The organism is Streptomyces sp. NPDC005281, from assembly GCF_040607495.1.
Lineage (GTDB): Bacteria > Actinomycetota > Actinomycetes > Streptomycetales > Streptomycetaceae > Streptomyces.
Genome location: NZ_JBEXGX010000022.1, coordinates 134,457 through 157,418, shown reverse-complemented (window position 1 = coordinate 157,418; position 22,962 = coordinate 134,457). Strand labels below are relative to the sequence as shown.

Annotated in this window: 17 protein-coding genes and 5 pseudogenes; 14 read left to right on the top strand and 8 right to left on the bottom strand. The window is 69.7% G+C overall.

What is annotated here, in order from left to right:
- Positions 1-439: 439 nt before the first annotated feature.
- From ABZV42_RS28465 to ABZV42_RS28450, 4 genes and pseudogenes are all read left to right on the top strand, one after another.
- Positions 440-742 (top strand): annotated as a pseudogene (locus ABZV42_RS28465) (leucine zipper domain-containing protein); the annotation flags it as partial.
- Between the two features lie 69 nt (positions 743-811).
- Positions 812-2,016 (top strand): IS3 family transposase gene (locus tag ABZV42_RS28460; RefSeq protein ID WP_356054183.1). Its coding sequence is split into 2 segments (ribosomal slippage): positions 812-1,052 and positions 1,052-2,016, totalling 1,206 coding nucleotides; the frame shifts between segments, so codons are not numbered across the junction.
- A gap of 125 nt (positions 2,017-2,141) precedes the next feature.
- Positions 2,142-2,936: a hypothetical protein gene (locus tag ABZV42_RS28455; protein ID WP_355991654.1), complete on the top strand. Its 795-nt coding sequence runs from the start codon at positions 2,142-2,144 to the stop codon at positions 2,934-2,936.
- Positions 2,937-2,985: 49 nt separating this feature from the next.
- Positions 2,986-3,213, top strand: a pseudogene (locus ABZV42_RS28450) (transposase); the annotation flags it as partial.
- Here ABZV42_RS28450 and ABZV42_RS28445 read toward each other — a convergent pair.
- From ABZV42_RS28445 to ABZV42_RS28435, 3 genes and pseudogenes are all read right to left on the bottom strand, one after another.
- Positions 3,186-4,064 carry an IS110 family transposase gene (locus ABZV42_RS28445; protein WP_356054181.1) on the bottom strand — a complete coding sequence of 293 codons (879 nt, stop codon included), beginning with the start codon at positions 4,062-4,064 and terminating at the stop codon, positions 3,186-3,188. The pseudogene ABZV42_RS28450 and the gene ABZV42_RS28445 sit on opposite strands and share 28 nt — an antisense overlap.
- Positions 4,065-4,285: 221 nt before the next feature.
- A pseudogene (locus tag ABZV42_RS28440) lies at positions 4,286-4,541 on the bottom strand (DDE endonuclease); the annotation flags it as partial.
- Complete coding sequence (locus ABZV42_RS28435) at positions 4,538-5,077, bottom strand: winged helix-turn-helix domain-containing protein (RefSeq protein WP_355990271.1); 540 nt, start codon at positions 5,075-5,077, stop codon at positions 4,538-4,540. The pseudogene ABZV42_RS28440 and the gene ABZV42_RS28435, both read right to left, overlap by 4 nt.
- 364 nt (positions 5,078-5,441) lie before the next feature.
- Here ABZV42_RS28435 and ABZV42_RS28430 point away from each other — a divergent pair, with 364 nt between their 5' ends.
- The gene (locus ABZV42_RS28430; RefSeq protein ID WP_355990238.1) at positions 5,442-7,046 is read left to right on the top strand and encodes a phospholipase D family protein; all 1,605 of its coding nucleotides are present in this window, start codon (positions 5,442-5,444) and stop codon (positions 7,044-7,046) included.
- A 292-nt stretch (positions 7,047-7,338) separates the two neighbouring features.
- Positions 7,339-8,822: pseudogene (locus ABZV42_RS28425) on the top strand (ISL3 family transposase).
- A 130-nt stretch (positions 8,823-8,952) separates the two neighbouring features.
- Here ABZV42_RS28425 and ABZV42_RS28420 read toward each other — a convergent pair.
- Entirely contained in the window at positions 8,953-9,624 is a 672-nt protein-coding gene (locus ABZV42_RS28420) for a TetR/AcrR family transcriptional regulator (RefSeq protein WP_355990240.1), read from the bottom strand.
- A gap of 155 nt (positions 9,625-9,779) precedes the next feature.
- Here ABZV42_RS28420 and ABZV42_RS28415 point away from each other — a divergent pair, with 155 nt between their 5' ends.
- From ABZV42_RS28415 to ABZV42_RS28395, 5 genes are all read left to right on the top strand, one after another.
- Positions 9,780-10,733, top strand: a complete 954-nt coding sequence (locus ABZV42_RS28415; protein ID WP_356054179.1) for a fumarylacetoacetate hydrolase family protein — start codon at positions 9,780-9,782, stop codon at positions 10,731-10,733.
- Positions 10,734-10,828: 95 nt separating this feature from the next.
- A complete protein-coding gene (locus ABZV42_RS28410) occupies positions 10,829-12,820 on the top strand; it encodes an acyl-CoA synthetase (protein ID WP_356054177.1) in 1,992 nt (663 codons plus the stop codon).
- On the top strand, positions 12,817-13,167 hold the full coding sequence (locus tag ABZV42_RS28405) for a DoxX family protein (protein WP_356054175.1): 351 nt from the start codon (positions 12,817-12,819) through the stop codon (positions 13,165-13,167). The genes ABZV42_RS28410 and ABZV42_RS28405 overlap by 4 nt, the downstream gene beginning before the upstream one ends.
- Positions 13,168-13,543: 376 nt before the next feature.
- Complete coding sequence (locus ABZV42_RS28400; RefSeq protein WP_356054173.1) at positions 13,544-14,695, top strand: VOC family protein; 1,152 nt, start codon at positions 13,544-13,546, stop codon at positions 14,693-14,695.
- Positions 14,692-16,371: a bifunctional 3-(3-hydroxy-phenyl)propionate/3-hydroxycinnamic acid hydroxylase gene (locus ABZV42_RS28395; protein WP_356054171.1), complete on the top strand. Its 1,680-nt coding sequence runs from the start codon at positions 14,692-14,694 to the stop codon at positions 16,369-16,371. The genes ABZV42_RS28400 and ABZV42_RS28395 overlap by 4 nt, the downstream gene beginning before the upstream one ends.
- 583 nt (positions 16,372-16,954) lie before the next feature.
- On the opposite strand, the gene ABZV42_RS28390 is transcribed toward ABZV42_RS28395, so the two are convergent.
- The 3 genes from ABZV42_RS28390 to ABZV42_RS28380 all read right to left on the bottom strand — a co-directional run bounded on the left by ABZV42_RS28390 (position 16,955) and on the right by ABZV42_RS28380 (position 19,181).
- Positions 16,955-17,263, bottom strand: coding sequence for a hypothetical protein (locus ABZV42_RS28390; protein ID WP_356054169.1), 309 nt, complete (start codon positions 17,261-17,263; stop codon positions 16,955-16,957).
- Positions 17,260-18,036: a heavy metal-responsive transcriptional regulator gene (locus tag ABZV42_RS28385; RefSeq protein WP_356054167.1), complete on the bottom strand. Its 777-nt coding sequence runs from the start codon at positions 18,034-18,036 to the stop codon at positions 17,260-17,262. The genes ABZV42_RS28390 and ABZV42_RS28385 overlap by 4 nt, the downstream gene beginning before the upstream one ends.
- A gap of 215 nt (positions 18,037-18,251) precedes the next feature.
- A complete protein-coding gene (locus ABZV42_RS28380; protein WP_356054165.1) occupies positions 18,252-19,181 on the bottom strand; it encodes a hypothetical protein in 930 nt (309 codons plus the stop codon).
- A 376-nt stretch (positions 19,182-19,557) separates the two neighbouring features.
- On the opposite strand from ABZV42_RS28380, the gene ABZV42_RS28375 reads away from it, so the two are divergent.
- Together ABZV42_RS28375 and ABZV42_RS28370 are read left to right on the top strand one after the other, a co-directional pair.
- Positions 19,558-19,731 (top strand): hypothetical protein, encoded by a 174-nt coding sequence (locus ABZV42_RS28375; RefSeq protein WP_356054163.1) that lies wholly within the window; start codon positions 19,558-19,560, stop codon positions 19,729-19,731.
- A 66-nt stretch (positions 19,732-19,797) separates the two neighbouring features.
- On the top strand, positions 19,798-20,388 hold the full coding sequence (locus tag ABZV42_RS28370; RefSeq protein ID WP_356054161.1) for a dihydrofolate reductase family protein: 591 nt from the start codon (positions 19,798-19,800) through the stop codon (positions 20,386-20,388).
- Positions 20,389-20,634: 246 nt separating this feature from the next.
- Here the strand turns inward: ABZV42_RS28370 and ABZV42_RS28365 are convergent.
- A pseudogene (locus ABZV42_RS28365) lies at positions 20,635-20,733 on the bottom strand (helicase associated domain-containing protein); the annotation flags it as partial.
- Between the two features lie 230 nt (positions 20,734-20,963).
- On the opposite strand from ABZV42_RS28365, the gene ABZV42_RS28360 reads away from it, so the two are divergent.
- Positions 20,964-21,788, top strand: a complete 825-nt coding sequence (locus tag ABZV42_RS28360) for an ATP-grasp domain-containing protein (RefSeq protein ID WP_356054159.1) — start codon at positions 20,964-20,966, stop codon at positions 21,786-21,788.
- Positions 21,789-22,962 lie beyond the last annotated feature (1,174 nt).

The window sequence follows — 22,962 nt, the reverse complement described above, 5'->3', positions numbered from 1 at the left end:
ACCCGCTGGAACAACTCCCACAACTCATCCGGCACCAGCCGCTCAACGATCGAAACCACGATCGACAGCCTATCGAACCAAATGAGATGACTTCTTAACCCCGCGGGCTTTCCCACGCTTGGTGTTCAGAGCTTGCCCAGTTTCACCGCCAGTGTGGCTTGGGCCGTGGAGACTACGCCCCGTCAAGCACTCGGCAGGAGCAAAACGTGTCTCGGCGAGGATCACCGATTCGGCTGCGGAGAGCAGCACAACTGCGGAAAATATACGACGAGGCGGGTGATCAGGTGAATCAGCGATGTACTGGGGTGGGGCGCCCTAGATGTTCTGTCCCGGGAGGTTGTGGACAGGTGAGCGAGATCTCGGCTGGGGGATCTTGAACGGATGAGGGCCTTCCGGGTTCGGTGTGGATTGCGACGTCTACACCGACCGAAAGGCCCTCGTGCCCCACCGTAATGCACCGCTGACCGAGACCGGACGGCTGCGTCTGGCCCGCTGCGTCGTCGAGGCGGCCTGGCCGCTGCGCCGGGCCGCCGAACGCTTCCAGGTCTCGCCCACGACGGCTCAGCGGTGGGCCGGCCGCTACCGCGAGCTGGGCGAGGCGGGCATGGCCGACCGCTCCTCACGCCCGCACGCGAGCCCGCGCCGGACACCGACCCGTACCGAGCGGCGGATCATCAAGGTCCGTGTCCTGCGCCGCTGGGGACCGGCGCGCATCGCCTACCTCCTCGGGCTGAACCCCGCGTGAGGTGATCCCCGTGGTGTGGACACACCTGACAATGGATCTTGTTGATCCTGGAAGGTGTAGATCTCTGTGGCACGGCCCTCGAAGTACAGTGCGGAGTTTCGGTCCGACGCCATTGCGTTGTGGCGGGCTTCGGCCGGCAGGCGGACGTTCAAGGACGTCGCCATCGATTTGAACGTCAACCCCGAGACGCTGCGGACCTGGGTGCGCGACGCGGACGCACCGCCGGCCGCCGCCGGCTCGTCGCAGGACACCGAGGCGGAGCTGGCCCGGCTGCGGGCGGAGAACGCCCGGCTGCAGAAGAACGAGAAGGAATGGCAGCTGGAGCGGGAGATCCTGCGCCGAGCAGCGGCGTATTTTGCCCGGGAGATGAAGTGAAGACCGCCGCTTGGGACTTCGTCTCCGCCCATGCCGAGGTGTTCGGCGTCAAGCGGATATGCCGGGTGTTGGAGGTCTCCCGCTCGGGCTACTACCGGTGGATCGCCGGCACCGGAGCGCGGGCGGAGCGGCAGGCCGCCGATGACGTGCTGGTCGCCGAGATCCGCGAGATCCACGCCGAACACTGCGGGAACTACGGCGCGTTGCGAGTCCATGCCGAGCTGCGCGGCTTCGGCCACACGGTCAACCGCAAGCGGGTCGCGCGCCTGATGCGTAAGCACGAGATCGTCGGCCGCCACCTGCGGAAGAAGAAGCGCACCACGCTCCCGGACCGCCTCGCGCCGCCTGTTGCGGACCTGGTCCGGCGGGACTTCACCGCCGACGCTCTGGACGAGAAGTGGTGCGGCGACATTACATACGTGCAGGTCGGAGCGGCCTGGCTCTACCTGGCCTGTGTCGTGGACATCCGGTCCCGCCGGGTGCTCGGCTGGTCGATGGCCCCGCACATGCGGGCCGAACTCGTCATCGACGCGCTCCACAACGCGGTCGCCGCCCGCGGCGGCCACGTGGCCGGAGTGATCTTCCACGCGGACCGCGGGGCGCAGTACACCTCAGCCGCGTTCGCTCAGGTCTGTGACCGCTATGGCATCCGCAGGAGCATGGGCAGGGTTGGCTCGAGTTACGACAACGCTCTGGCCGAGAGCTTCTGGCAGGGACTGAAGCGAGAAACGATGCACGGGAAACTGTTCTTGACGATGCGACAGGCGAGGCTGGAGATCTTTCAGTGGCTCACTTACTACAACGCCCGCCGACGCCACAGCGCCTTGGACTACCTCTCCCCGATGGAGTTCGAACAACAGCACCACAAGACAACTAAACTCTCACTCGCAGCATGAACCCCTGTGTCCACACTCCGGGGGTCACCTCACCACAACCCGCCGGCGCTGGACAGCGCGCAGCAAGCGGGCCGTGCCTGGGGGTTCTGGTCACCGCGGGCACCGAAGTCCTTCCCGATCAGGAAGTGCTGACCGAGGTGGCTGCGCGGACGGGGATTTCCATGCGTGCCGCAGACGAGATTCTCAAGCAGGCTCGAAGTACCGACGCCGCATACATCCGAGCTGACCTGCTCAGCCCGTACGACAGCGCCGGTGAGGAGGTCCTCATCGGAGACTGGAACCTGCTCGTCGCCTGCGGGCCCGAACTTCCCGAAGCCGCCGGGCACGCCCGAGACGTGCTGGAACTGCTCACCGCGCGGGTCGCCGACGCCGATGACCACGACTGGATGGGCGCCGCAGCGCAGGTCTACGCCAGCATCATCTACGCTCAACCACTCCTGGCCTCGGTCGCCGCAGTGATTCCCAGTCGGGACCACCCCGGCGCCTCAGTCGACGAGGGCCACCTCGTTGAGCTCGATCGTCAAGGCCACCTATCCATCGCCGCAACCGCAGCCGCCGGGGCACGGGCTGTACAGGACTGGGCGGGCCAAAACAGCGTCGGCGAGCCGGACCGAACAAGCACACTGGAAGCAGCAGCGCCCAGGACGCGCGCCCTGCTGCACCTGAACGAGACGCTTGCCGCTCTCGAGCCGGTCCACGGCCAGTCCATCTTCACTGCAACGGATCCACAGCGCATCGCCCAAGTCGTCGAGGCGATCGGCCACTTGGCGCCTCGGCATCGATCCCGAACTACGCGAGACGCTGTCCGACCTCAGCAATACGGCCCTGATCGCCACCTGCGCAGACCTGCCCGACTCAGGCGACGCCGCCGTCTTCACGCTCCGGCTGCTGGCCCGGCGCATCCAGCAACTGACCGCTGAGGTGAAGGAACTCGTCTGCCGGGTCACCAAGGCCGTTCGTCGATGCCGTCCGGAGTTGCTAGACATCATCGGGGTTGGGCCCGACAGCGCAGCTGCCCTGTTGATTGCCGCAGGCGACAATCCGGAACGGCTGGCCAGCGAGGCGTCGTTCGCCGCGCTATGCGGCGTCAGCCCGGTCGAGCAGTCTTCTGGAAAGACCCAGCGACGGAGGCTGAACCGCGGAGGTAACCGGCAGGCCAACGCTGCCCTCTACCGCATCGTCATCACTCGCCTGCGCCGTCCCGAGGAGTGCTCGACGGGATTGACGCCGCAGAGGGCCGCGAAGGAGGCCTCGTTGCCCAGGCGGTCGTGGTTTTCGCCGGCCGCGACCAAGAGTGCGGCCGCGCTGTCGGGTCCCACGCCCTGAATCTGTAGGAGCGCGGGATTATGGTCTTTGATGGCGGCGGCGATGCGTCGGGTGAGGGCGTTGACCTGGTCGGACAGTTGCTGGATCCGCACGGCGAGCAGGTTCAGGGCCTGATGGACGGCGGTGGTCTCCGGATCAAGGCGGGCGCACACATCGAAGAGTGCGACGTTACTCAATGGCGCCAGGGACTCTCCTAGTTCCGGGTCGGCGCTCACCAAAATCGCCTTGAGCTGGTTGATCGCCTGGGTCCGGGCCCTGACGGCGGAGTCTTTGACGGTCTTGGACACGCGTAGGTCCTCCACCGTCCCGCCGGTGTGCTTGGGGCTGGCCGTGGCCCGGCCTCCCAGCACGGCACGGGCCGCTGCCTCCGCGTCGACCGCGTCGCTCTTGCCCGACCGGCGGCGCGCGGCACGGTCTGGCCGATTGACCTCGATCACCTGCAGGTTCTCGGCGTTAAGGTAACGGCACAGGGCCGCGCCGTAGGAACCAGTGCCTTCCACGCCGGCTCGGCGTACTGAGCCGAAGGAACGAGCCCAGTCCAGCAGCTCGCGGTAACCGGCTGCGGTGGCGGGGAAGGGGCACGTCCCCAGTAATGCGCCCAGCTGGGTGACCACCGCGGCTACGTGCACGTCCTTGTGGGTATCGACACCCAGGACAACCTCCGGCCTTCCAGCCGGCAAGTTCTCTGCGCTCTCATCCTGCAACTTGCTCAGGGCTGTCATGTCTCTCCTCGTCCGAGCCGATGGCGGAGGACCGGCACCGGGCGGACGAGTGGTCAAGACTGTGAAGGTGCTGGCCGCGAAGCCCCTATCGGGACACATCCGCCGACCCGGTGCCGGCAAACCCGTTCAGGACCACGGCCGACAGATCAATACTCCGGACACGATGGTCAGTCCCAGACCGGGTCAGGCCGCGGTCCCGAACGGGACACCCCATCCTCACAGTCCCAGATGACAACGATCGGGGCGCCGAGCTGCAGGTGAGCTCGGACCAGGAGGTCGCGGTAGTCCTGCCAGGAAAAACTTGCGTGCTCCTTTGAGGAGCAGGTGGAAACGGGGCCGGTAGATCAGCCGGGACCTTTCGCCGGGCCGGTAGCAGCACATCGCGGCGACCGAGATCCGGCGCCGGGAGCGTCCCCGCACTCTCACCACGGGAGTCTGTCCGCGCCGGCCCCAGGTGCGCCCTCGTGGCGGCGTCATCGCGAACCCGGCCTCGTCCTCGAAGACGATGTAGGCTCCGAGCGCCGCCGCGGTGCTTCCACCTGCGGCCACACGTCCTTCTTCCAGAGCCCGACCGCATGCTCGTCACGTTCCAGCGCGCGACGGGCCGGGCTCTGCCAGGACCAGCCGTGACGGTGCAGCAGTCGCCACACTCCCGCGATGGAGCAACTGACCTGGAACTGGCGGCCGATCAGCGTTCTGACGCGTTCCAGCGTCCACCGCTGATCCTCCCAGCCATGCGCGGCCGGCCCTTTGGCCAGCTCTTCTTCCAGCAGGGCGAACCGTTCGTCCGACAGCTTCGGCAGATTCGCGGGTCCCTTCGATTTCAGACCCGCCATGCCGCCCTCACGCCAGGCCCGACGCCAGAGCTCCACCGAACGCTCGCTCACCCGCAGGTCCTTGGCGATGTCCGAGGACCTGTCACCCCGTGCGAACCTCCGCCCGGCCTCCAGCCGGATCCCCTCACGTGCAGCCCGCCGCTCAGCAGTCAGGCCCCCACCATCCGCATACCGCATCACACCGGCATACCGCAGGGATCACCCACCGTCACCACCCGAAGGCAACTCGAAAAGGTCAGTGATGGTCTCCTGAGGTCTCGTGGACCTTGGCGGTGCGGGAGTACACCGACGCGGCTGGCGGCCCCAGGCCAGCGCCCAGAAGGGCACCTCGTCGCCGGGCGCACCAGTCAGCAGGGTGCAGGCATGTCGGCCTCGGCGAGGGCTGCGCGGCGCTTGCCGCTCTTTGCCAGAGTGTGGGTGTGAACGACACGGAAGAGGGCTTCGCAGGACTGGCGGACCAGGAACCGCGTGGTCACGCGCTCAGGGGGTAACGGATCTACCAGGAGATCCCGGAAGGGCCGTCGGCTGGAAGGACTGCCACGTGGAACGCGCCGACTGGCTGCTCACCCCCGCTCAGCGGGGGAATCCCGCATCACGTGTGGACCGCCGTCATGCCGACGGTGCCGCGTGGTCCACGGGCAACGACGTCCGCCCCCTGGTACACGGGGCGGTGTACTTCGCCGAGCTGCTCGCGGCCGTGCGGGCGCAGCGGGCCGGCGACATATTGATGTTCACGGACTGGCGGGGTGACCCTGACGAGCTGCTGGACGGTCCGGGCAGCGCTATCGGCGACGTGTTGTGCGACGCCGCACGCCGCGGTGTCGTCGTCAAGGGGTTGGTGTGGCGCTCGCACCTGGACCGGTTCCAGTTCAGCGAACAGGAGAACTACCACCTGGGTGAGGAGATCGAGGAGGCGGGAGGGGAGTGCCTGCTCGACATGCGGGTGCGGCCGGGCGGCTCGCACCATCAAAAGTTCGTGGTGCTGCGCCACCCGGGTCGGCCCGAGCAGGACGTCGCCTTCGTCGGCGGGATCGATCTGTGCCACAGCCGTCGGGACGACGCCGCTCATCAGGGTGACCCGCTGGCGCAACCCATCGCCGACGCCTACGGTTCCCGTCCGCCCTGGCATGACGTCCAGCTGGCGGTGCGCGGGCCCGCCGTCGGGGATGTCGAGGCCACGTTCCGTGAGCGGTGGACGGACCCGGCTCCGCTCAGTCGCAGCCCGCGCAGCCGGCTTCGGGCGGCACTCCGGGGCGAGGACACACGGGCGGATCCGCTCCCGGTACAGCAACCCGACCCGGGCCCCCGCGGTTCCCACACGGTCCAGATCCTGCGCACCTACCCGAACCGCCTCAGGGGCTATCCGTTCGCTCCCGACGGTGAACGCAGCATCGCCCGCGCCTACACGAAGTCCCTGCGGCGGGCACGCCGGCTGATCTACCTGGAGGACCAGTACTTGTGGTCGGAGAGTGCCGTCCAGCCGTTCGCTCAGGCTCTCGCGGATCATCCGGGCCTGCGAATGATCGCCGTCCTGCCGCCGCTACCGGACCAGGAAGGGCGGATCAGTACACCGATGAATCTGCTGGGCCGGATTCGCGCCCTGGAAGTCCTGCGCCGGGCCGGCGGCGACCGGGTGGCCGTCTACAGCCTGGAGAATCACGCCGGGACGCCCGTGTACGTCCATGCCAAGGTCTGTGTCATCGACGATGTCTGGGCCTCGGTCGGTTCCGACAACGTCAACCGGCGCTCCTGGACGCACGATTCGGAACTCAGCTGCGCTGTCCTCGACGAGACCCGTGACTCCCGTGAACCGATGGACCCCGGCGGCCTGGGTGACGGCGCCCGCGTCTTCGCGCGCGAGCTGCGGTTGTCGTTGAATCTCGAACACCTCGACCGCGACGGGGACGGGGAAGCGGCTGCACTCTGCGAACCGGGCCGCGCCTTTGCGGCCTACGCCGACTCGGCCGCCGCTCTGGACGCGTGGCACGACGGCGGCGGCCACGGTCCGCGACCGTCGGGACGGCTGCGCACCTATCACCCGCCGCACCTGTCCCGCATCACGCGGGCCCTGACCGATCCGCTCTACCGGGTCGTCGCCGATCCCGACGGCCGCCCGCGCTCCCTGCGTCGGCACGGTGCCTACTGACGGTGTCCCGGACGGGTGGGGTGACCCCGATGCCGCGAGGGTAAGTCTACGTTCTTGCTGCTACTGCCGTTCGAACTCGGCAGACGAAGGGCAGTTGAGGGCGCTGTGGCACCTGCGGGCGTTGTAGTACGTGAGCCAGTGGAAGATCTCCAGCCTCGCCTGCCGCATCGGGGACTGTCCAATCAACGGCCCTGTCTCGCTTTCGGTGGTGACGGGGAGTCGTGAGGGTCGTTGGCATTCACGTGAAGGATGTCAACGAGCCTGTGCAGACGGTCTCTTCGGGCTTGTCCCGCTGGTCATCGAGGATGCGGTCGACGAAGGTCAGCGGATCGTGGTGCGGGCACGGACTCCGCGGGACACTGAGGTCTGCCCGGTGTGCGAGGCCCCCTCGGAACGCGTGCACGGCTATCACCGGCGGACAGTCGCGGACGTGCCGGTCGATGAACGACGGGCGGTGGTCCGTGTGCGGGTGCGGCGTCCGGTGTGTCCCACGCGCGGCTGCCGCCACACCTTCCGCGAACAGGTGCCCGGCGTCCTGGACCGGTACCAGCAGCGTGCGACCCGCCGGACCAGGCAAGTAAAGGCCGTGGTCCAGGAGTTGGCGGGCCGGGCCGGGGCTCGTCTGCTGGCGATATTGGCGGTGAGCCTGTCGCGTCACACGGCCCTGCGCGCTCTGCTGCGGATCCCGTTGCCCATCGGGCGGGTGCCCCGCGCGATCGGCGTCGACGACTTCGCACTGCGCCGGAGGCACCGCTACGCCACCGTGATCATCGATGCCGAGACTCATGAGCGGATCGACGTGCTGCCCGGCCGCACGCCCGACACCCTGGAGGCGTGGCTGCGCGAGCACCCAGGCATCGAGATCGTGTGCCGTGACGGCTCGGCGACCTACGCTGAGGCGATCCGGCGCGCCCTGCCTGACGCAGTGCAGGTCGCGGACCGGTGGCATGTGTGGCACAACCTGTGCGAAGCCGCTCTGAGCGAGGTCAAGGCGCACAGCGCCTGTTGGGCCACCGTGCTGGACGCGCCGATCTACGACGGGCCCCGCGCCCGGACCACCCTGGAACGCCGGCACCAGGTCCACGGGCTGCTCGACCAGGGCGTCGGCTCGCTCGAATGCGCCCGCCGTCTCCAACTGGCTCTGAACACCGTCAAAGGCTACGCCCGCACCGATCGGCCCGAGCGCATGCTCCGCGTCCCCAAGTACCGCGCCGGCCTCGTCGACCCCTACAACGAGCACCTGCGCGAACGCCGAGCCGATGACCTCGGCGTCCCCGTCTAGCACCTCTTCGAAGCGATCAAAGCCCTCGGCTTCACGGGCTGCTGAACCTCCCGCACAAGTACATCAACCAGGGCCGCGCGGACACCGACCGCAGTCATATCTTCCCGCGCAGGCTCGCCCGATGCTGCTGACCAGGCCCGACAATCTCAAGGCCGAGCAGCACGAGCTCTTGGCCAAGCTCACCACCGCCTGCCCCGAGATGACTCAACTGGCCACGGATAATCAGGGACTTCGCCCCACTCCTTACGCCGCACGCCGACAATGCCGACGCGCTCACGCGCTGGATCACCCAAGTCCGAGCAGCCGACCTGCCCCATCTACGTTCCTTCACCCTGGGCCTGGACCGGGACGTCGACGCCGTGATCGCCGGGCTCACGCTTCCGTACAGCAACGGCCCCACCGAGGGCGTCAACACCAAGACCGAACGGATCGCACGCCAGATGCACGGACGAGCAGGCTTCACCCTGCTTCGGCACCGCATCCTCCTCGGATAGCAGCACGCCCCGTCACCACTGAAAGCGAGACAGGGCCGTTGATTGGACAGTCCCGCGCGCTGTGGCCGGGGGAGACCGCGAAGAAGGGTGCGAGCTGCCGCATCGTGAGATTGGTGCGGTAGTAGACAGGTCAGGCCGGTGGCGGCGATGGCAGGGGCCGGGTGGCGATCTCCTGTGCTTCGGCGCGCGTCATGCCGAACATGCACAGGAGACGGAAGGCCAGTTGATCGGTGACGCGCTCGGTGTCGAGGTCGGGGCGGGTCTCCAGAAGGTGCAGCACTCCGAGCAGGGCGCCGCCGACCATGGCGACGGCGGTGTGGGGATCGTCGATGTCCAGCCGCCCGCTGTCGGAGGCAGCCTGCAGGTCCCGCATCGCTCGCGGGGCGAGGCCACCGTCGGAGCTCAGGTAGGGCATTCCGGTTCGCACCAGGATTCTGGCGATTTGCGGGTGGTTACGCTGCAAGCGGCCAGTTAGGCGGACGCTGGCTGCGAAGATCTCCGCCGGGTCCTTCAGGTCTCCTACGACGGAGTCCAGAAGTGTGCCGTGTTGCTCCAGAGTAAGGGCGACGGCGGCGTCGAACAGCTCGTCTTTGCTGGTGAAGTGGTTGTAGAAGGAGCCGAAGCCGACGTCCGCCGCCTCGGTGAGCTCCTGGATGCTCACGTCTGCTCGCCCCTGTTCGGCGAGAAACCGCTGCGCGGCGGCGACCAGCGCGGCTCGCGTGCGCGCCTTGCGGCGGTCCAGGCGATTGGGTGCGTGGCTGGGCGTCCGGCTGTCTGTCCTGCCCTGTTCGGCGGCTCTCATCCCTCCACCTTACCCAACGAATCAGTTCTGATGTTTTCATCAGTCCTGATGTCCATTGACGATTCCAGCATCTGTACTGATGCTTTCATCACTACTGACCGGAGCTACTCATCGGAGTGGTCCGGTCGACGCCTGTCCAGGACTCAGGAGAGCCGATGAGTATCCAGGTCGTCCGCACGAAAGACGGCTGGTGGGTGGAGAGCGGCACAGGACGGCTGCACCGCGTCGACACCGATGCGGAGACCACCGCCGGCCTGCTCGCCGACCGCTCCGCCGTGCAGCAGGCGGCCGCCCGTGCCGCAGCCGACCCCGACGCCGGGCTTTCTGCCGGAAAGACAGAGCTGCTGTCGCCCGTCACGACGCCCTGCAGGGTGGTGGCGCAGATGGTCAACTATCGTTCCCACGCGGTGGATTCCGGGTTCGACCCGGACACCGTCCCGCCCGCGTTCTTCCGCAAGGCATCGGGGTCCGTCAGCGGCCCGTACCAGGACATCGTGCGTCCCCCGCACGTGCGCTTCCTGGACTACGAGGTGGAACTCGGGCTGGTGATGGGCGCGGACCTGCCGGTCGGTGCCGAGGTCACCGACTCCACCCTGCCGGAGTATGTCGCCGCGCTGGTCGTCGCCGACGACGTCAGCGCCCGCGACCTGCAGTTGCCCAAGACCCAGTTCTACGAGTCGAAGTCGTACCCCACCTTCACCCCGCTGGGCCCCCGGCTCCTCCTGGTCGATGCCGACGATCTGGCCCGCCTGCCGGACCTGCGGCTCACGCTGAAGGTCAACGGGGCCACCCGGCAGGACCGCACCACCAGGGACATGATCGTCCGGCCCGCCCGCGCCCTCAGCCTGCTGGCCCGCTTCCAGACCTTGGAGCCCGGTGACGTCCTGCTCACCGGAACGCCCGGCGGCACCGCCCTGAAATCCCCCGGCAGGCTCCTGACCACGCTCGCCGCCCTGCTGCCCCCGCACAAGCGCTGGCAGAAGTTCTTCGCCCGCCAGCAGGCGAACCCCGACTACCTCAAGGACGGAGACGTCGTCACGGCCCATATCGCGACCGACGACGGCGTACTCGAGCTCGGCGAGCAGCGCACGGTGGTGCGCGCTCGCTGACGACTCCCGGGACCCCCGCCCGGGACCGGCCGGCCCGGCATCCCCGTACCGGGCCGGCCACTTGACCCCATCCCTCACCTTGCAAAGGCGCACCGGTGACACTCACCCCCATCGACCTGCTGTGGCCCGCCCACGACACCCCCGCGGACCTGTCCGCGATCGAGGCCGTTCCGCTGGATCAGCGCGACCTGCCCGCCACCACCTACGACACCGTGCTCCGCGCTGCCCGGTTGTGGCCCGACCGCCCCGCCCTGACGGTGCTGCCCGATGCCGCACGCTTCCTGCGCCCCGTCACCACGACCTTCGCGCAGCTGCGCGATCAGGTGCACCGCACGGCCAACCTGCTGCGCTCGCTCGGCGTCACCCGCCACGCCGCCGTGGGCCTGCTCGCCCCGAACACCGCCGAGCTGCCCGCCGCCCTGCTGGCCGCGCAGACCGCGGGTATCGCCGCCCCGGTGAACCCGGACTTGGCGTCGGAACACGTCGAGCAGCTGCTGCGGCGCGGCGGGGCGCGGGTGCTCATCGCCGCCGGTCCGCAGCTGGATGCGCAGGTGTGGGCCACGGCCCGGCACGTTGCCGCCGCCCTGCGCCTGGACGCGCTGCTGGCCCTGGCCCCCACCAAGGCCGAGGGCCCCGTCACTGCTCTGGAACCCGTCGTGGGCGTACCCGTGGGCTACCTCACGGAGCTGGCCGCCTCCCATCGCGCCGACAAGCTGGTGGACATCGAGCCTCCGACCGCCGACGACCTGGCCGCCTACCTCCACACCGGCGGCACCACCGGCACGCCCAAGCTCGCCGCGCACACGCACGCCAACGAGGTCGTCGATGCCTGGATGGTGGCCGCGAGCATCCCCCTGGACGAGAACTCGGTGATGTTCGCGGCGCTGCCGTTGTTCCACGTCAATGCCCTGATCGTGACTCTGCTCGGCCCGCTGCTGCGTGGTCAGCAGGTGGTGTGGGCCGGACCGCTGGGCTACCGCGATCCCGAGCTGTGCGCCGTGTTCTGGAAGCTGGTGGAGCACTACCGCATCGCCGCGATGTCGGGCGTGCCCACCGTGTACTCCGTCCTCGCCCGCGTCCCCGTCGACGCGGACATCTCCAGCATGCGGTTCGCCGCCGTCGGCGCCTCCCCGCTGCCGCCGGCCGTTCGGGAGTCGTTCGAGAAGCACACCGGCATCCCGCTGTGCGAGGGCTACGGGCTGACGGAGGCGACCTGCGCCTCAGCCCTCGGCCTGCCCGGTCACACCCGGCCCGGCGCCGTCGGCCGACGCCTGTCCTACCAGCAGCTCAAGACCGTGCGCATCGACCCGGACACCGGCCAGTGGCACGACCTGCCGCAGGGCGTCACCGGGGTGCTCGCCATCAGCGGCCCGGTTGTCTTCGCCGGTTACGTCGCCGAGCACTCCGCCCACGGGCCGCGCCTGGAGACCGCAGGGAAGATCCGTGACGGCTGGCTGGACACGGGCGACCTGGCCCGCATCGACGCCGACGGCTTCATCCATCTCGCCGGCCGCGCCAAGGACCTGATCATCCGCGGGGGCCACAACATCGACCCCGCAGCGATCGAGGACGCCCTCCTCACCCATCCCGAAGTCACCGCCGCCGCGGCGGTCGGCCGCCCCGACCCGCACGCCGGCGAGGTGCCCGTCGTCTACGTCACCCTCACACCCGGCGCCGAGGCCGACCCCGTCGAACTGCTCACCTGGGCCACCGAACGGGTCGGCGAGCGCGCCGCCGCCCCGCGGGAGGTGCTCGTGATCGACGCCATCCCGCTCACCGCCGTCGGCAAGCCCTACAAACTCGGCCTGCGCCTGGACGCCACCCGCCGCGCAGTCCACGCCGAACTGGCCGCCCAGGGCGCGGACTGCGACCCCGAACGGATCGTGTGCCGGCCGCACGACGGCGGGGTCAATGTCACGGTGCCCGCACCTGCCGACGAGGCGGTACGGCGCAGGGCCGCCGCGGCCCTCGACCGATACGTCCTCAACTGGCAGTACGCCCCCGGCCCGTCTCCTGAAGCGGGTCGCAGCGACCCGCTTCCGGACGGCCCCGAGCCATCCCCTCTTCGCACAGGGAGTACCTCATGAGCACCCTCACCGTCGTCATGGCCGTCCTCCTCGCCACGGTCTTCCTCCCACTGGGAGCGGCCAAGCTCGCGGCAGTTGCCACGATGCGACAGGCCGCAGCCCATGTCGGCATGAGCACCACCCATTACCGCCTGCTGGGCGCTTCGGAAGTGGCGGCAGCGGTCGGGCTGCTGGCCGGCTTGCGGATCACCGCGTTCGGCGTCGCCGCCGCAACGGGCCTGATCCTGCTCATGACCGGAGCCGTCGTCGTCCACCTCCGCAGCGGCGACCCAGCCGCCAGCTGCCTGCCGGCCGCCGTCGTCGGCGCCCTGGCCGCAGCCCTTCTCGTCCTGCTGGCCGGCGGCTAGCAGTCCCACGTCCGCCCCGGCTGCTTCCTGCTGATCGCCGGGAGGACGGGCCAGGCCTGGCGCGAAGCCGCCGAGAAGACCGCCACCCGGAGGAGGCTGCCGCTGGAGGCGATCCGTCCCGGCCACGTCGACGGCGGCTACCGCGAGCTGCGTTCCACCTGGACAGCCGCCCGCGGGCGCACCCCGCGAGGCGCCGTCCTGGTACGCCCGGACCCGCTTTATCGGCTGGCGCGCCCACGGCTTCGGCCACCGACCCGGCCGCCGAACTCACCACCGCACTCGACACCCTGCTCGCACGGTAGGAACCGCTCACCTGACGTGCCACCCGGCCGCCGATCGCCACCGCAGGTCGTGGAGCCACAGGAAGGGAATTCCCATGAACGACCCGACATCCATCCCCGTCTCCACCGCCGACGCCCACCAGGGACTGCACAGCGAACAGGGCGCGCTGCGCGGGGAGCACCCGGGCCGCGCGGCCCAGCCCGTCATCAAGGTGGTCGATCTGGCCTGGCTGGAGTTCACCAAACCCGACCTGGACCGCGCCGAGACATTCGCCCACGACTTCGGCCTGACCACCGCAGCCCGCAGCGATGAGGCCCTGTATCTGCGCGGTGCCCTGACCGGCTCCCACTGCCTGGTGATCCGCCGCGGCCCTGCCTCCCGGTTCATCGGCCCCGCCTTCCAGGCTGCCGACGCCGCCGACCTCGACCGGCTGGCCCGGGCCACCGGTCACAAGGTCCGCACGCTCACCGAGTACGGCGCAGGCCGCGCCGTGGACCTGCTCGACCCCTCCGGCATACCGGTCCGCGTCGTACACGGCGTCACCGAGGAGCCGGCACAGCCGCTGCAACAACCCTTCGTCCTCAACACGGGCACCTCCACCGCCGCTGTCCGCATCAATGCCACCCAGCGCCCGCCCCGCAAGCCCTCTCAGGTGCAGCGCCTGGGCCACCTGGTGCTTTCCACCCGGGTCTTCCGGCGCGCCCTCGAGTGGTACTTGCAGCACCTCGGCCTGATCGTCAGCGACTTCCTCTACCTGGACGGGCAGCGGGACCGCGGCCCCACCATGGCCTTCATGCGCTGCGACCGCGGCAGCGAGCCCGCCGACCACCACACCCTGGCCATGCACCTGGGTCCCGACACGGGTTATGTCCACTCCGCTTATCAGGTCGCCGACCTCGACGTGCTGGCCGCCGGCGGCGAGTATCTGCGCGAGCGCGGCTACCGCCACTCCTGGGGCATCGGCCGACACATCCAGGGCAGCCAGATCTTCGACTACTGGCGTGATCCCGACCGCTTCATGCTGGAGCACTTCACCGACGGCGACGCCTTCGACAACACGCTGGCCCCGGGCTGGGCAGCCATGTCCGCCTCCGGCCTGGCCCAGTGGGGCCCGCCGGCCACCCGGGACTTCCTCGGCACCACGCCTGCGCCGGGGGCGCTCCTCCAGGCGGTCTGCGCACTGCGTGAGGACAACGAAATCGACCGTGCCCGTCTGCTGGGTCTGATGAAGGCGCTGAGCAAGTGACCGCCACCGCCCCCGAGCATGTTCCCGTCGCGGTGCTCGGTGCCGGGCCCACCGGGCTGAGTGCCGCCGCCCTCCTCGCCCGTCACGGCGTGCCCGCCCTGGTCCTGGAGCGTCACCGTGCGCCGTATCCGCTGCCGCGCGCCGTCCACCTGGACGACGAGGTCCACCGCATCCTCCAGGCCGTGGGCATCCATGAGACGTTCAGCGCGATCTCCCGTCCGGCCCGCGGCATGCGGCTGCTGGACGGCGCCCACCGGGTGCTGGCCGAGTTCCTGCGCGACGGCCCCTACGGCCGGCACGGTTTTCCCCAGGCCAACATGTTCGACCAGCCCGAACTCGAACAGCTGCTTCGGGACACTCTCAAGAAGCACCCCTCGGTAACGCTGCGCGGAGGCGTCGAGGTCACCGCGGTGACACCGCCCCCGCGCGGCGGCTCTCCGGTGGAGGTCTCCTTCCGGGACGAGGACACCGGTGCCTCCCGCACGCTCCTGGCCGACGCCGTCCTGGGGTGCGACGGCGCCAACAGTCTGGTCCGCGCCTCCATCGGCTCCCGGATGCAGGACCTCGCCACCGCCCAGCAGTGGCTGGTCGTCGACGTCCGCTGCCGCCTGCCGCTGCCCGCCTGGGACGGCGTCCACCAGATCTGCGATCCGCAACGGGCGGCCACCTACATGCGGGTCGGCGAGGACCGCTACCGCTGGGAGTTCCGCCTGGGCCCCGGCGAGCAGCCGGAGGAGCTCACCGACCGGGGGCGTCTGCTGGCGCTGATCGCCGCCTGGACGCCGGGCATCCCCGAAGACGAACTGCACGTACTGCGCACCACCTCTTACACCTTCCGCGCCCAGGTCGCCGACCGATGGCGCAAGGACCGCGTCTTCCTGCTCGGTGACGCCGCCCACCTCACCCCGCCCTTCATCGGGCAAGGGATGTGCGCGGGCATCCGTGACGCCCACAACCTCGCCTGGAAGCTCGCCCGCGTCCTCACCGGCCGCGCGAGCGAGGCCCTGCTCGACAGCTACCAGGCCGAACGCCAACGCCACGCACGGCAGTTGATCCGCACCGCTGTGGCCGTCGGCGCAGTCATGACCGGAGGCGGAACGGGCATCGCACTGGCCCGCAAGGCCGTCCTGCCCGGCCTCTCCCGGCTGCCGGGTGCCTCCCATCTCGTACTGTCCGCCGTCAACCCGCCGCTGGGACCGGGCCCCCTGGTCGGCTCCCGCCGCCTCGGCCATCCGCGCCCCGGGACGCTGTGCCCCCAGCCCCTGGTCCCCGACTCGGACGGCACTCCCCGCCTGCTGGACGACCTTCTCGGCGCACACTTCGCGCTCCTGGCCACCGCGCCGCTCGGCCCTGCCCTGCACGCCTTGGTGCGAGCGCTGGACGCCCGCGTCATCCACCTGCACGACCCCCGGCGACACCGGCCCAGCACGGGCGGCGCCGCGCCCGGCGGCGATCCGGGCACCGGTGCCCTGGTGCGTTGGATGGGCAGCGCGGGTGCCGTGCTGCTCCGCCCCGACCGCGTCGTCCTCGGCACCGCGGCCCGGCCACGCCCCGGCAGCACGTGCGGAGACGACCTGGCAGCCGCCGCGGCGGCCTGGGCGCCCATGCTGTGCAGCGACGGCCGTACGGATCGAGGCGCCACGATCATGGCCTCGGAATCGCGTGACGGTGTCTGAGTCCCCGTAGCACAAGAGTTCCTGGACTGTGTGGCTGTTCATCGGGCCGGGGCAGGGAAGCTCTGTCCGCGCGGGAGGTCACCAACGCCGCAAACCTCCATCCCCCCGGTGAAACAGGGCCAGATGGCCCCAGGCGAAACGGGGCCAGGCGGCGTGACGATGGAGGTGTGCTGACCCAACCATGCGGTTTCCTGGGTGGAGGAAACGTCATGATATCTCCCTCTGACAGGGCTTGGTCATGGTCCTCGATCAGTTCGCGAAGCAGCTGCTTGACCATGTCTGTGGCGAGGACGGTAGAGGGATGGAGCGACAGGCAGTTGATGAACTGAACGCGGACCTCGCCGAGTTCACGGACGATGTCTTCGCGTACCTGGCCTACGCAGGCCGGCGTGGTTACGGCCGGCACTACCCGCGCGGGCTGATGTCGGACGGCAGGCGCACGTCGGTGGAACCGATGGCAGAGCGCCTGGGCATCCCCCCCGTGAGGGCGGAGAACGCCTCTTCGTGCTCTGCGGCCGCCGCGCGGTGGCCGCGTTCTGTCCGTCCTCGCAGGCCGCCGTGCCCGGCCTGCGGCGGCGCCCGCTCAGCGGGTGTCCTGGCTGCCGCTCGTCTCCGGAGGCGGGCCAAGGGTGGGCATGCCGAGGTCGGCCGGTGCGGCTTCCGCGCGGCAGGAGGCTCTGCGGCGCCGGTGCCGTACGACGAGGACGCCGAGCCCGGCGGCCACGGTCAGGATCGCCAGGGCGGGCATCCACAGGGCGCCGACCGCGGAGGTGAGACCCATGCCGCCGAGGACGGCCAGGAGCGGGCCCGCACAGCACACCGCGCAGGCGGCGGCCGCGCCGGCGCCGAGCGTGCCCCAGGGCCGGAACCGCCGGGGAGAGGAGGCGGTCATGCGGTTGCTCCGAAGAGGTCGGCCAGCATCCCGGCGGCGGACTCGGGCGCCCGCACCTCAAGCCAGAGGGCGGTCGGGGTCAGATGCAGGGTGAAGTCGAAGAACGCGCAGCAGTCTTGCTCCGCCGCAGCGAGCGCGGCCACCTCGCCGGCCAGCTCGGCCCCGGTGGGGAAGATCAGACGGACGCCGTCGGGGATCTCCTCGCGCCCCTTCGCCTCGCCGACCAGCCGGCGCCACTGTTCGGTGCGCTCGCCCAGCCGGGTGGCGCCCAGAGTGCAGGCGACCGGGGCGTCCCGCCACGGCTCGGACTCCGCGGAGAGGCGGGTCGGTGACAGCGTGATCGGCACGGGCCCGGCCGCGGCCGCCGGTCTGGTCGTGGTGCAGCCGCAGTCCGGGCCGCACGCCCCCGAGGGCGCCGGGCCCGAGAGATCGGCGTGGACACCGGTGAGGTGCGCGGAGAATGCGCGCAGCTCTGCGATCCGGCCGTCCGTCTCTTCGATACGGTCCGCGACCAGCGGCAGCATCCGGGCCCGGACGGAGGCGCACACCCCTTCCTCGCGGACCGCGAGGAGTTCGCGGATCTCCTCCAGGGCCAGGCCCAGGAGCTTGGCCGAGGCGATGAAGGCCAGGCGCTCCACCGCGTCCTCGCCGTATACCCGGTACCCGGACGGTGCGCGGTTTGCGGGCAGGAGCCCTGCGTTCTCGTAGAAGCGCAGTGTCGTGGCCGGAACGCCGGAGCGCGCAGCCAACTGCGAGATGCGGTAGGTCGTCACACCGCCGACGGTAAACCTTCGACCCGACTCGAAGGTCAAGCCGGCTCAGCACCCGGACCGGTCGGTCGGCGACAGGACGCAGGTGCTCGGACATCACTTTCAACGCGGAGAGACCCCCGTGGCGAGCCTTCTGGCCGGGCACTAGAGCGGTCGCGCTCGGGCTTCGTACCGATCGGCAACAACTGTCCGCCCGGCGGGCGGACACACGGACGCGCTCACTGCATGACTTCGAGATGCGGATGGTCGAGCGACGTCGGGCAGACATAGATCTGCATGCTGTAGCCCCTGCCGATCTTCACCATGGCCGCGTCGGCAGGACTGCGCAGTCCGGTGGGGCCTGACGGCTTCTCGAGGTCTTTCAGAGGGGTCCAGCTGTCGCTTCCGCCGTTGCCTTCGCCAGAGTCGATGGTGAACAGGGGTTGGTACTGGGCGTTGCAGGTCTCGCAGTGCATGGGGCTGGGGTCGCAGAAGCTCCACGGGCCCCAACCGCCGACCTTCCAGCCGGGAGCGACCGAGAGGTAGTACTGGTAGTAGGTGCCGCCGGGGCCTTCTTCCGGGTCCTCCTCCTGCTCTTCTCCCCTGATGTAGAGACGGTCGGCGAGTTCCTCCGGGTGATTGTGCGGTGCCGGGTACTCGGTGTCCTCCTCCTGCTCTTCTCCCCAGTCGTAGAGACGGTCAGCGAGTTCCTCCGGGAGTTCGTGCGGTGCCGGGTACTCGGTGACGACCTCGGGGTGCAGGACACAGGGCTCGGGAACGTAGTTGCCGTAGTGCTCGAGGTCCGCGGGTTCCGGGGGATCGGTGAGCAGGTTGCCGACGCTTGAGGCGTTCCGCCAGACGAGGCGGGCCGCGGGAAGCCCGTGGTGGTGGTCAAGGGGGCACCACAAGACTTGCAGTAGGTCGGCTCCCTCGGGGCCCGCGAGTCCCGGGACGTCGCGGAGGTAGAGCTGGGAGACCGGCAGCAGGGCATTCGGCTCGGAGTGAGCCGGATGCCCGGCTTGGAGCGTGGCGAAGTACGCGCGCTCGTCGGGGTTGAGAAGGTGCTCGCGAGGATCGCGGGGGCGAAGGCAGGCGGCGTCGAGCAGCGCCCGCCGTTGGCGGATGTCGTCGAGAGAGACGGGCGGGTGCGCGTTGTCGTGTTCCTTCACGCAGGTCGGCCATTGTTCGTCGGCCGGCCACAGGAGTGGTCCGCCGACGGAGCTGTCGTGAACGGACGGCAGGCCGGCGCGGGGGTGCAGGCGGACAGCTTGCCGGGCTAACGGCGCCAGTTCCGGGAATATGGACGCGATGTCAACAGGCCGGGGTGGGGTTGTTCTCGACACTCGTGCTCCTTCAGCAGCTACCTGTGAATTTCGGGCGGACTCTACATGCGGGACGTGGCAGTCCTATCGGCTGTCGGCCAGGCGGTCTTCGCCGGTGTTGGTGCCGAGTAGCAGCGGCCAACGCGCGGGCGTTCGCGATCGGTCACAGCTCAGCGGCAAACGGTCAAGATCACCTGTCCCAGGACACGACACGCTGCTCAGGTTGCGGTGGGGCGACCTCGCCGGTGGCGCAGGCTACTTCGACCAGGCCCACCTCGGCCGCGAGTTCTGGGCGTTCACCGGGCTCACGCCGACCCGGTACGTCGAATTCCGGCGGTGGTTCCTGCGTGAACATCCCGGCCACGTGCTGGACAGCCGGCCGCTGCCGGCCGGTTGATTTCTTACAAGAGCGACAGCTCACGGCACGCTAATTTGGGGGCACCCCAAAGCAGAGGAGAGCCCCGTGGGCAGGGTGGTCATGTACAGCTCGGTGTCGGTGGACGGATTCGTCGCGGACGAGAGCGACCAGCCCGGACCGCTGTTCGACTGGCTGTCCAGCGGTGACGTCCCGTTGGATGAGAGCGGCGAGCTGAAGGTGTCGCAGACGTCCTACGACTACACCCGGCCGTACTGGGACCAGGTCGGGGCGACAATCGTCGGCCGCCACGTCTTCGACCTGACGGACGGCTGGGACGGCAAGCCTCCGGGCGGCATCGATCACGTGGTCGTCGTGACGCACCGGCCGGAGCCCGAGGGCTGGGACCCCGAGGCGCCGTTTCACTTCGTCGACGGCGTCGAGGCAGCCGTGGCCAAGGCGCAGGAGCTTGCGGGTGACCGCATCGTCGAGGTCGCCGCTGGCGACGTCGGTGGCCAAGTGCTTGCCGCGGGCCTGATCGACGAGGTGCGCATGGACGTCGTACCCGTCGTGTTCGGGTCCGGCAAGCGCTACTTCGGGTCGGTCCACACGCAACACCTGTTGGAGGATCCTGACGTGGTGATTCAGGGCAAACGGGTGCTTCACCTGCGCTATCGGGTGCGCCGTCGACCGATCTGAGAGGGTACGGGAGGAGCGTTACGAAATCCCCGTGGACCATCCCCTGGCCAAGCAGCCGACCAGACCCTGCTGTTCCAACCCGGCCACCACTACCCGGGCGGACGAGCAGGCCACCACCAGCAGCTGCTGCTGACCGCCAGATCGCCCACCTCCACACCCGTCGAGCCGCGTAGGAGTTCCTGCGCCGGATGTTGTTGAGCACCCGCCAAGCCTGACGGACGTACCGTCCCCGCTGCCATCACTGGGCAGCTCCTCGACGTGCTTCCTCGGGACACGGAGATGGCCTTCACGGGCGTGGAACTGGCGGGCAGCGGCAAGGTGGGTGGCCCACCGATCGGCTTGTGTGACAAATCCGGTAGTGATCACTGAGTAGATGACGTGCCGGTCAGAGGATCCAGGGCGCTTTTTAGGGAATGCGCGTCACTGATTCACATAGTTGCCAATTCTATTGAAGGCATTCCCTATTGGTCTCGGCGAGACCGGCCCACGAGGGCCCTCCCGATCCGGTCGGGTCCCGGGGCGCGGACCCGAATCCGGTGGACTGCCCGACCGGACCGATGGCATGGTCATCGATCGTGACGAAGCACGGTTTCCTGGCATTGGCGCCGCAGTACACCACGACCTCCGAGCTGCTCTCGACGTCGGCACGTCGGCGGGGCATGGACATCGAAGTCCTCCCCGCCCAGGGCGGGGCGGGCACCGCCGCGGGGAGGCGCGGCGGCCACTACTACGGCGGCCCCGTCTTCGCGGCAGGCATCGTGGACGAGCTTGAGCTCGCGCTCCTGGAGCCCTCCGACGACTGGCTGGTCACCGTGCCCCCCGCGTACACCGGACGGCACATCGCCATGGCGACCCTGGGCGAGGCCCGTCGCCTGACCCGACCGGCCTTCGTCAAGCCGCCGACCGGCAAGATCTTCCCGGCCGCCGTCTACGCCGACGGTGGCCGGCTCCCGACAGGGCCCGAGCTGCAGCCCGACGTCCCGGTGCAGATCAGCGACGTGGTGACCTGGGCGACGGAGTTCCGCCTCTACGTCCTGGACGGCGAGGTCCGCACGGGTTCGCAGTACGCCACCTTCGGCCGTCTCGACGCCCAGCCCCTCGACGGCCACCGCCACGAGGACGCCGTCCTGGCGTTCGCGAAGGACTTTCTGGCCACCTGCGGCGACGACCTGCCCAGCGCAGTGGTGGTGGACGTCGGACTCGTGACCCCACCCGAGCACGCCGCCGCCGACCAATGGGCGGTGGTCGAGGCGAACATGGCGTGGTTCAGCAACACCTACGCCGCCGACCCCGACCGGGCCCTGGACGTCGTCCTCCGCGCCGGCGGCCCGCGTATCCGGATGGCGGCCCGCGACCGCCGCTTCTGCCGCACCCCCGAGACAGCCCGTCCCACCGGCTGAGGAGCGGCAGGCAAGGACTTGGCGTCCTGAACATCGCCACCAACACCCCACCACCGGACAACTCCCGGCCCACCACACCCAGAAGAAGCGCAAGGGCGATGCCGATGCCGACTGCCAGGGTGAGGGTCGGGAGTCCGCCGCCGGAGCCGTCGAAGAAGGCGTTGGCGCGCAGGAGGCTGCCGGAGGCGCCCGGGGGACGGAGCTGGTCGAGAGTGGCCCAGCCGGTGGGAGCCAGTGGGGTCCGGTGGCGAGTCCCGACAGCGGGTTGCCCAGGAGCTTCATCAGCGCGCCGCCGAAAGCGAATCCGGCCGTGCCGAGAAGGGCTTGGAGGCCCAGGAGGGTGGTGGACAGGGCGGCCGTGCCGAGGCTGAGGCCGAGGGCGGTGAGCCAGTAGTTTCCGTCGACGGAGTGGGTGGCGAACTGGAGGACGGCGGCGTTGGAGGCGCCTGCCGCGAGGGAGAACAGGAGAGCTCCCGCGATGCGGGTGCGCAGTCCGCGGTGCCCGGGGAAGACACTGCTGAGGATGAGGGCGGGGAAGATGCCGCCGAAGATCATGGGCAGGAGTGCGGCGGTCATTCCGGCGCCGCGGGGGTCGTCCGTGGTGAAGGGCACCAGGTCGTGGACGGCGGCCCGGATGGACTGCCGTGCGGCGACGCGGTCGCCCAGTGCGGTGAGGGCGCTGGTGGCGGAGGGGCCGCCCGCGGTGGGCGTGTACACGTCGATGCGGTGAGGAGTGATGTCGAGACCGCCGGCTATGTCCCGGTCCTCGACCGCATCGTGGAGGGCGGCGGTCGTCGGGTAGAGGCGGATGTCCCAGGCGTGGTCATCGGCGTTCTGCCGGAGGCCCCCGGCTGGTCGACCGCGCGGATACGGTCGTGGCCATCCCCGGGCAGGGCGGCACGCAGGAGCTCGTACGCCATTTTCCGGTGCTGGCAGGGCTGAACGACGGTGCGGGACCCTCCGCGATCCCCGAGGGCATCACCCCCTACCGCCCTGCTCCCGACGAGGACAAGCAGCGTGACGCGCTTTTGTCCGCGCTGTTCGGCGGGGGGCATCGGTTGCACGCCCTGGACCCTGCGGACCGCGGCCTCCCGTTGCTGGTCAGCGTGGGCCGGCTACATCCGGTGAAGCAGCAGGGCCTTCTGGTCCGAGCCTGGCTGGCCTCCGGTGTGTA

Coding starts and splice junctions, on each gene's coding strand:
- ABZV42_RS28445 (WP_356054181.1), bottom strand. CDS start 4,064: ATGACAGCCCTGAGCAAGTTGCAGGATGAGAGCGCAGAGAACTTGCCG.
- ABZV42_RS28435 (WP_355990271.1), bottom strand. CDS start 5,077: ATGCGGTATGCGGATGGTGGGGGCCTGACTGCTGAGCGGCGGGCTGCA.
- ABZV42_RS28420 (WP_355990240.1), bottom strand. CDS start 9,624: ATGAGAGCCGCCGAACAGGGCAGGACAGACAGCCGGACGCCCAGCCAC.
- ABZV42_RS28415 (WP_356054179.1), top strand. CDS start 9,780: ATGAGTATCCAGGTCGTCCGCACGAAAGACGGCTGGTGGGTGGAGAGC.
- ABZV42_RS28405 (WP_356054175.1), top strand. CDS start 12,817: ATGAGCACCCTCACCGTCGTCATGGCCGTCCTCCTCGCCACGGTCTTC.
- ABZV42_RS28400 (WP_356054173.1), top strand. CDS start 13,544: ATGAACGACCCGACATCCATCCCCGTCTCCACCGCCGACGCCCACCAG.
- ABZV42_RS28390 (WP_356054169.1), bottom strand. CDS start 17,263: ATGACCGCCTCCTCTCCCCGGCGGTTCCGGCCCTGGGGCACGCTCGGC.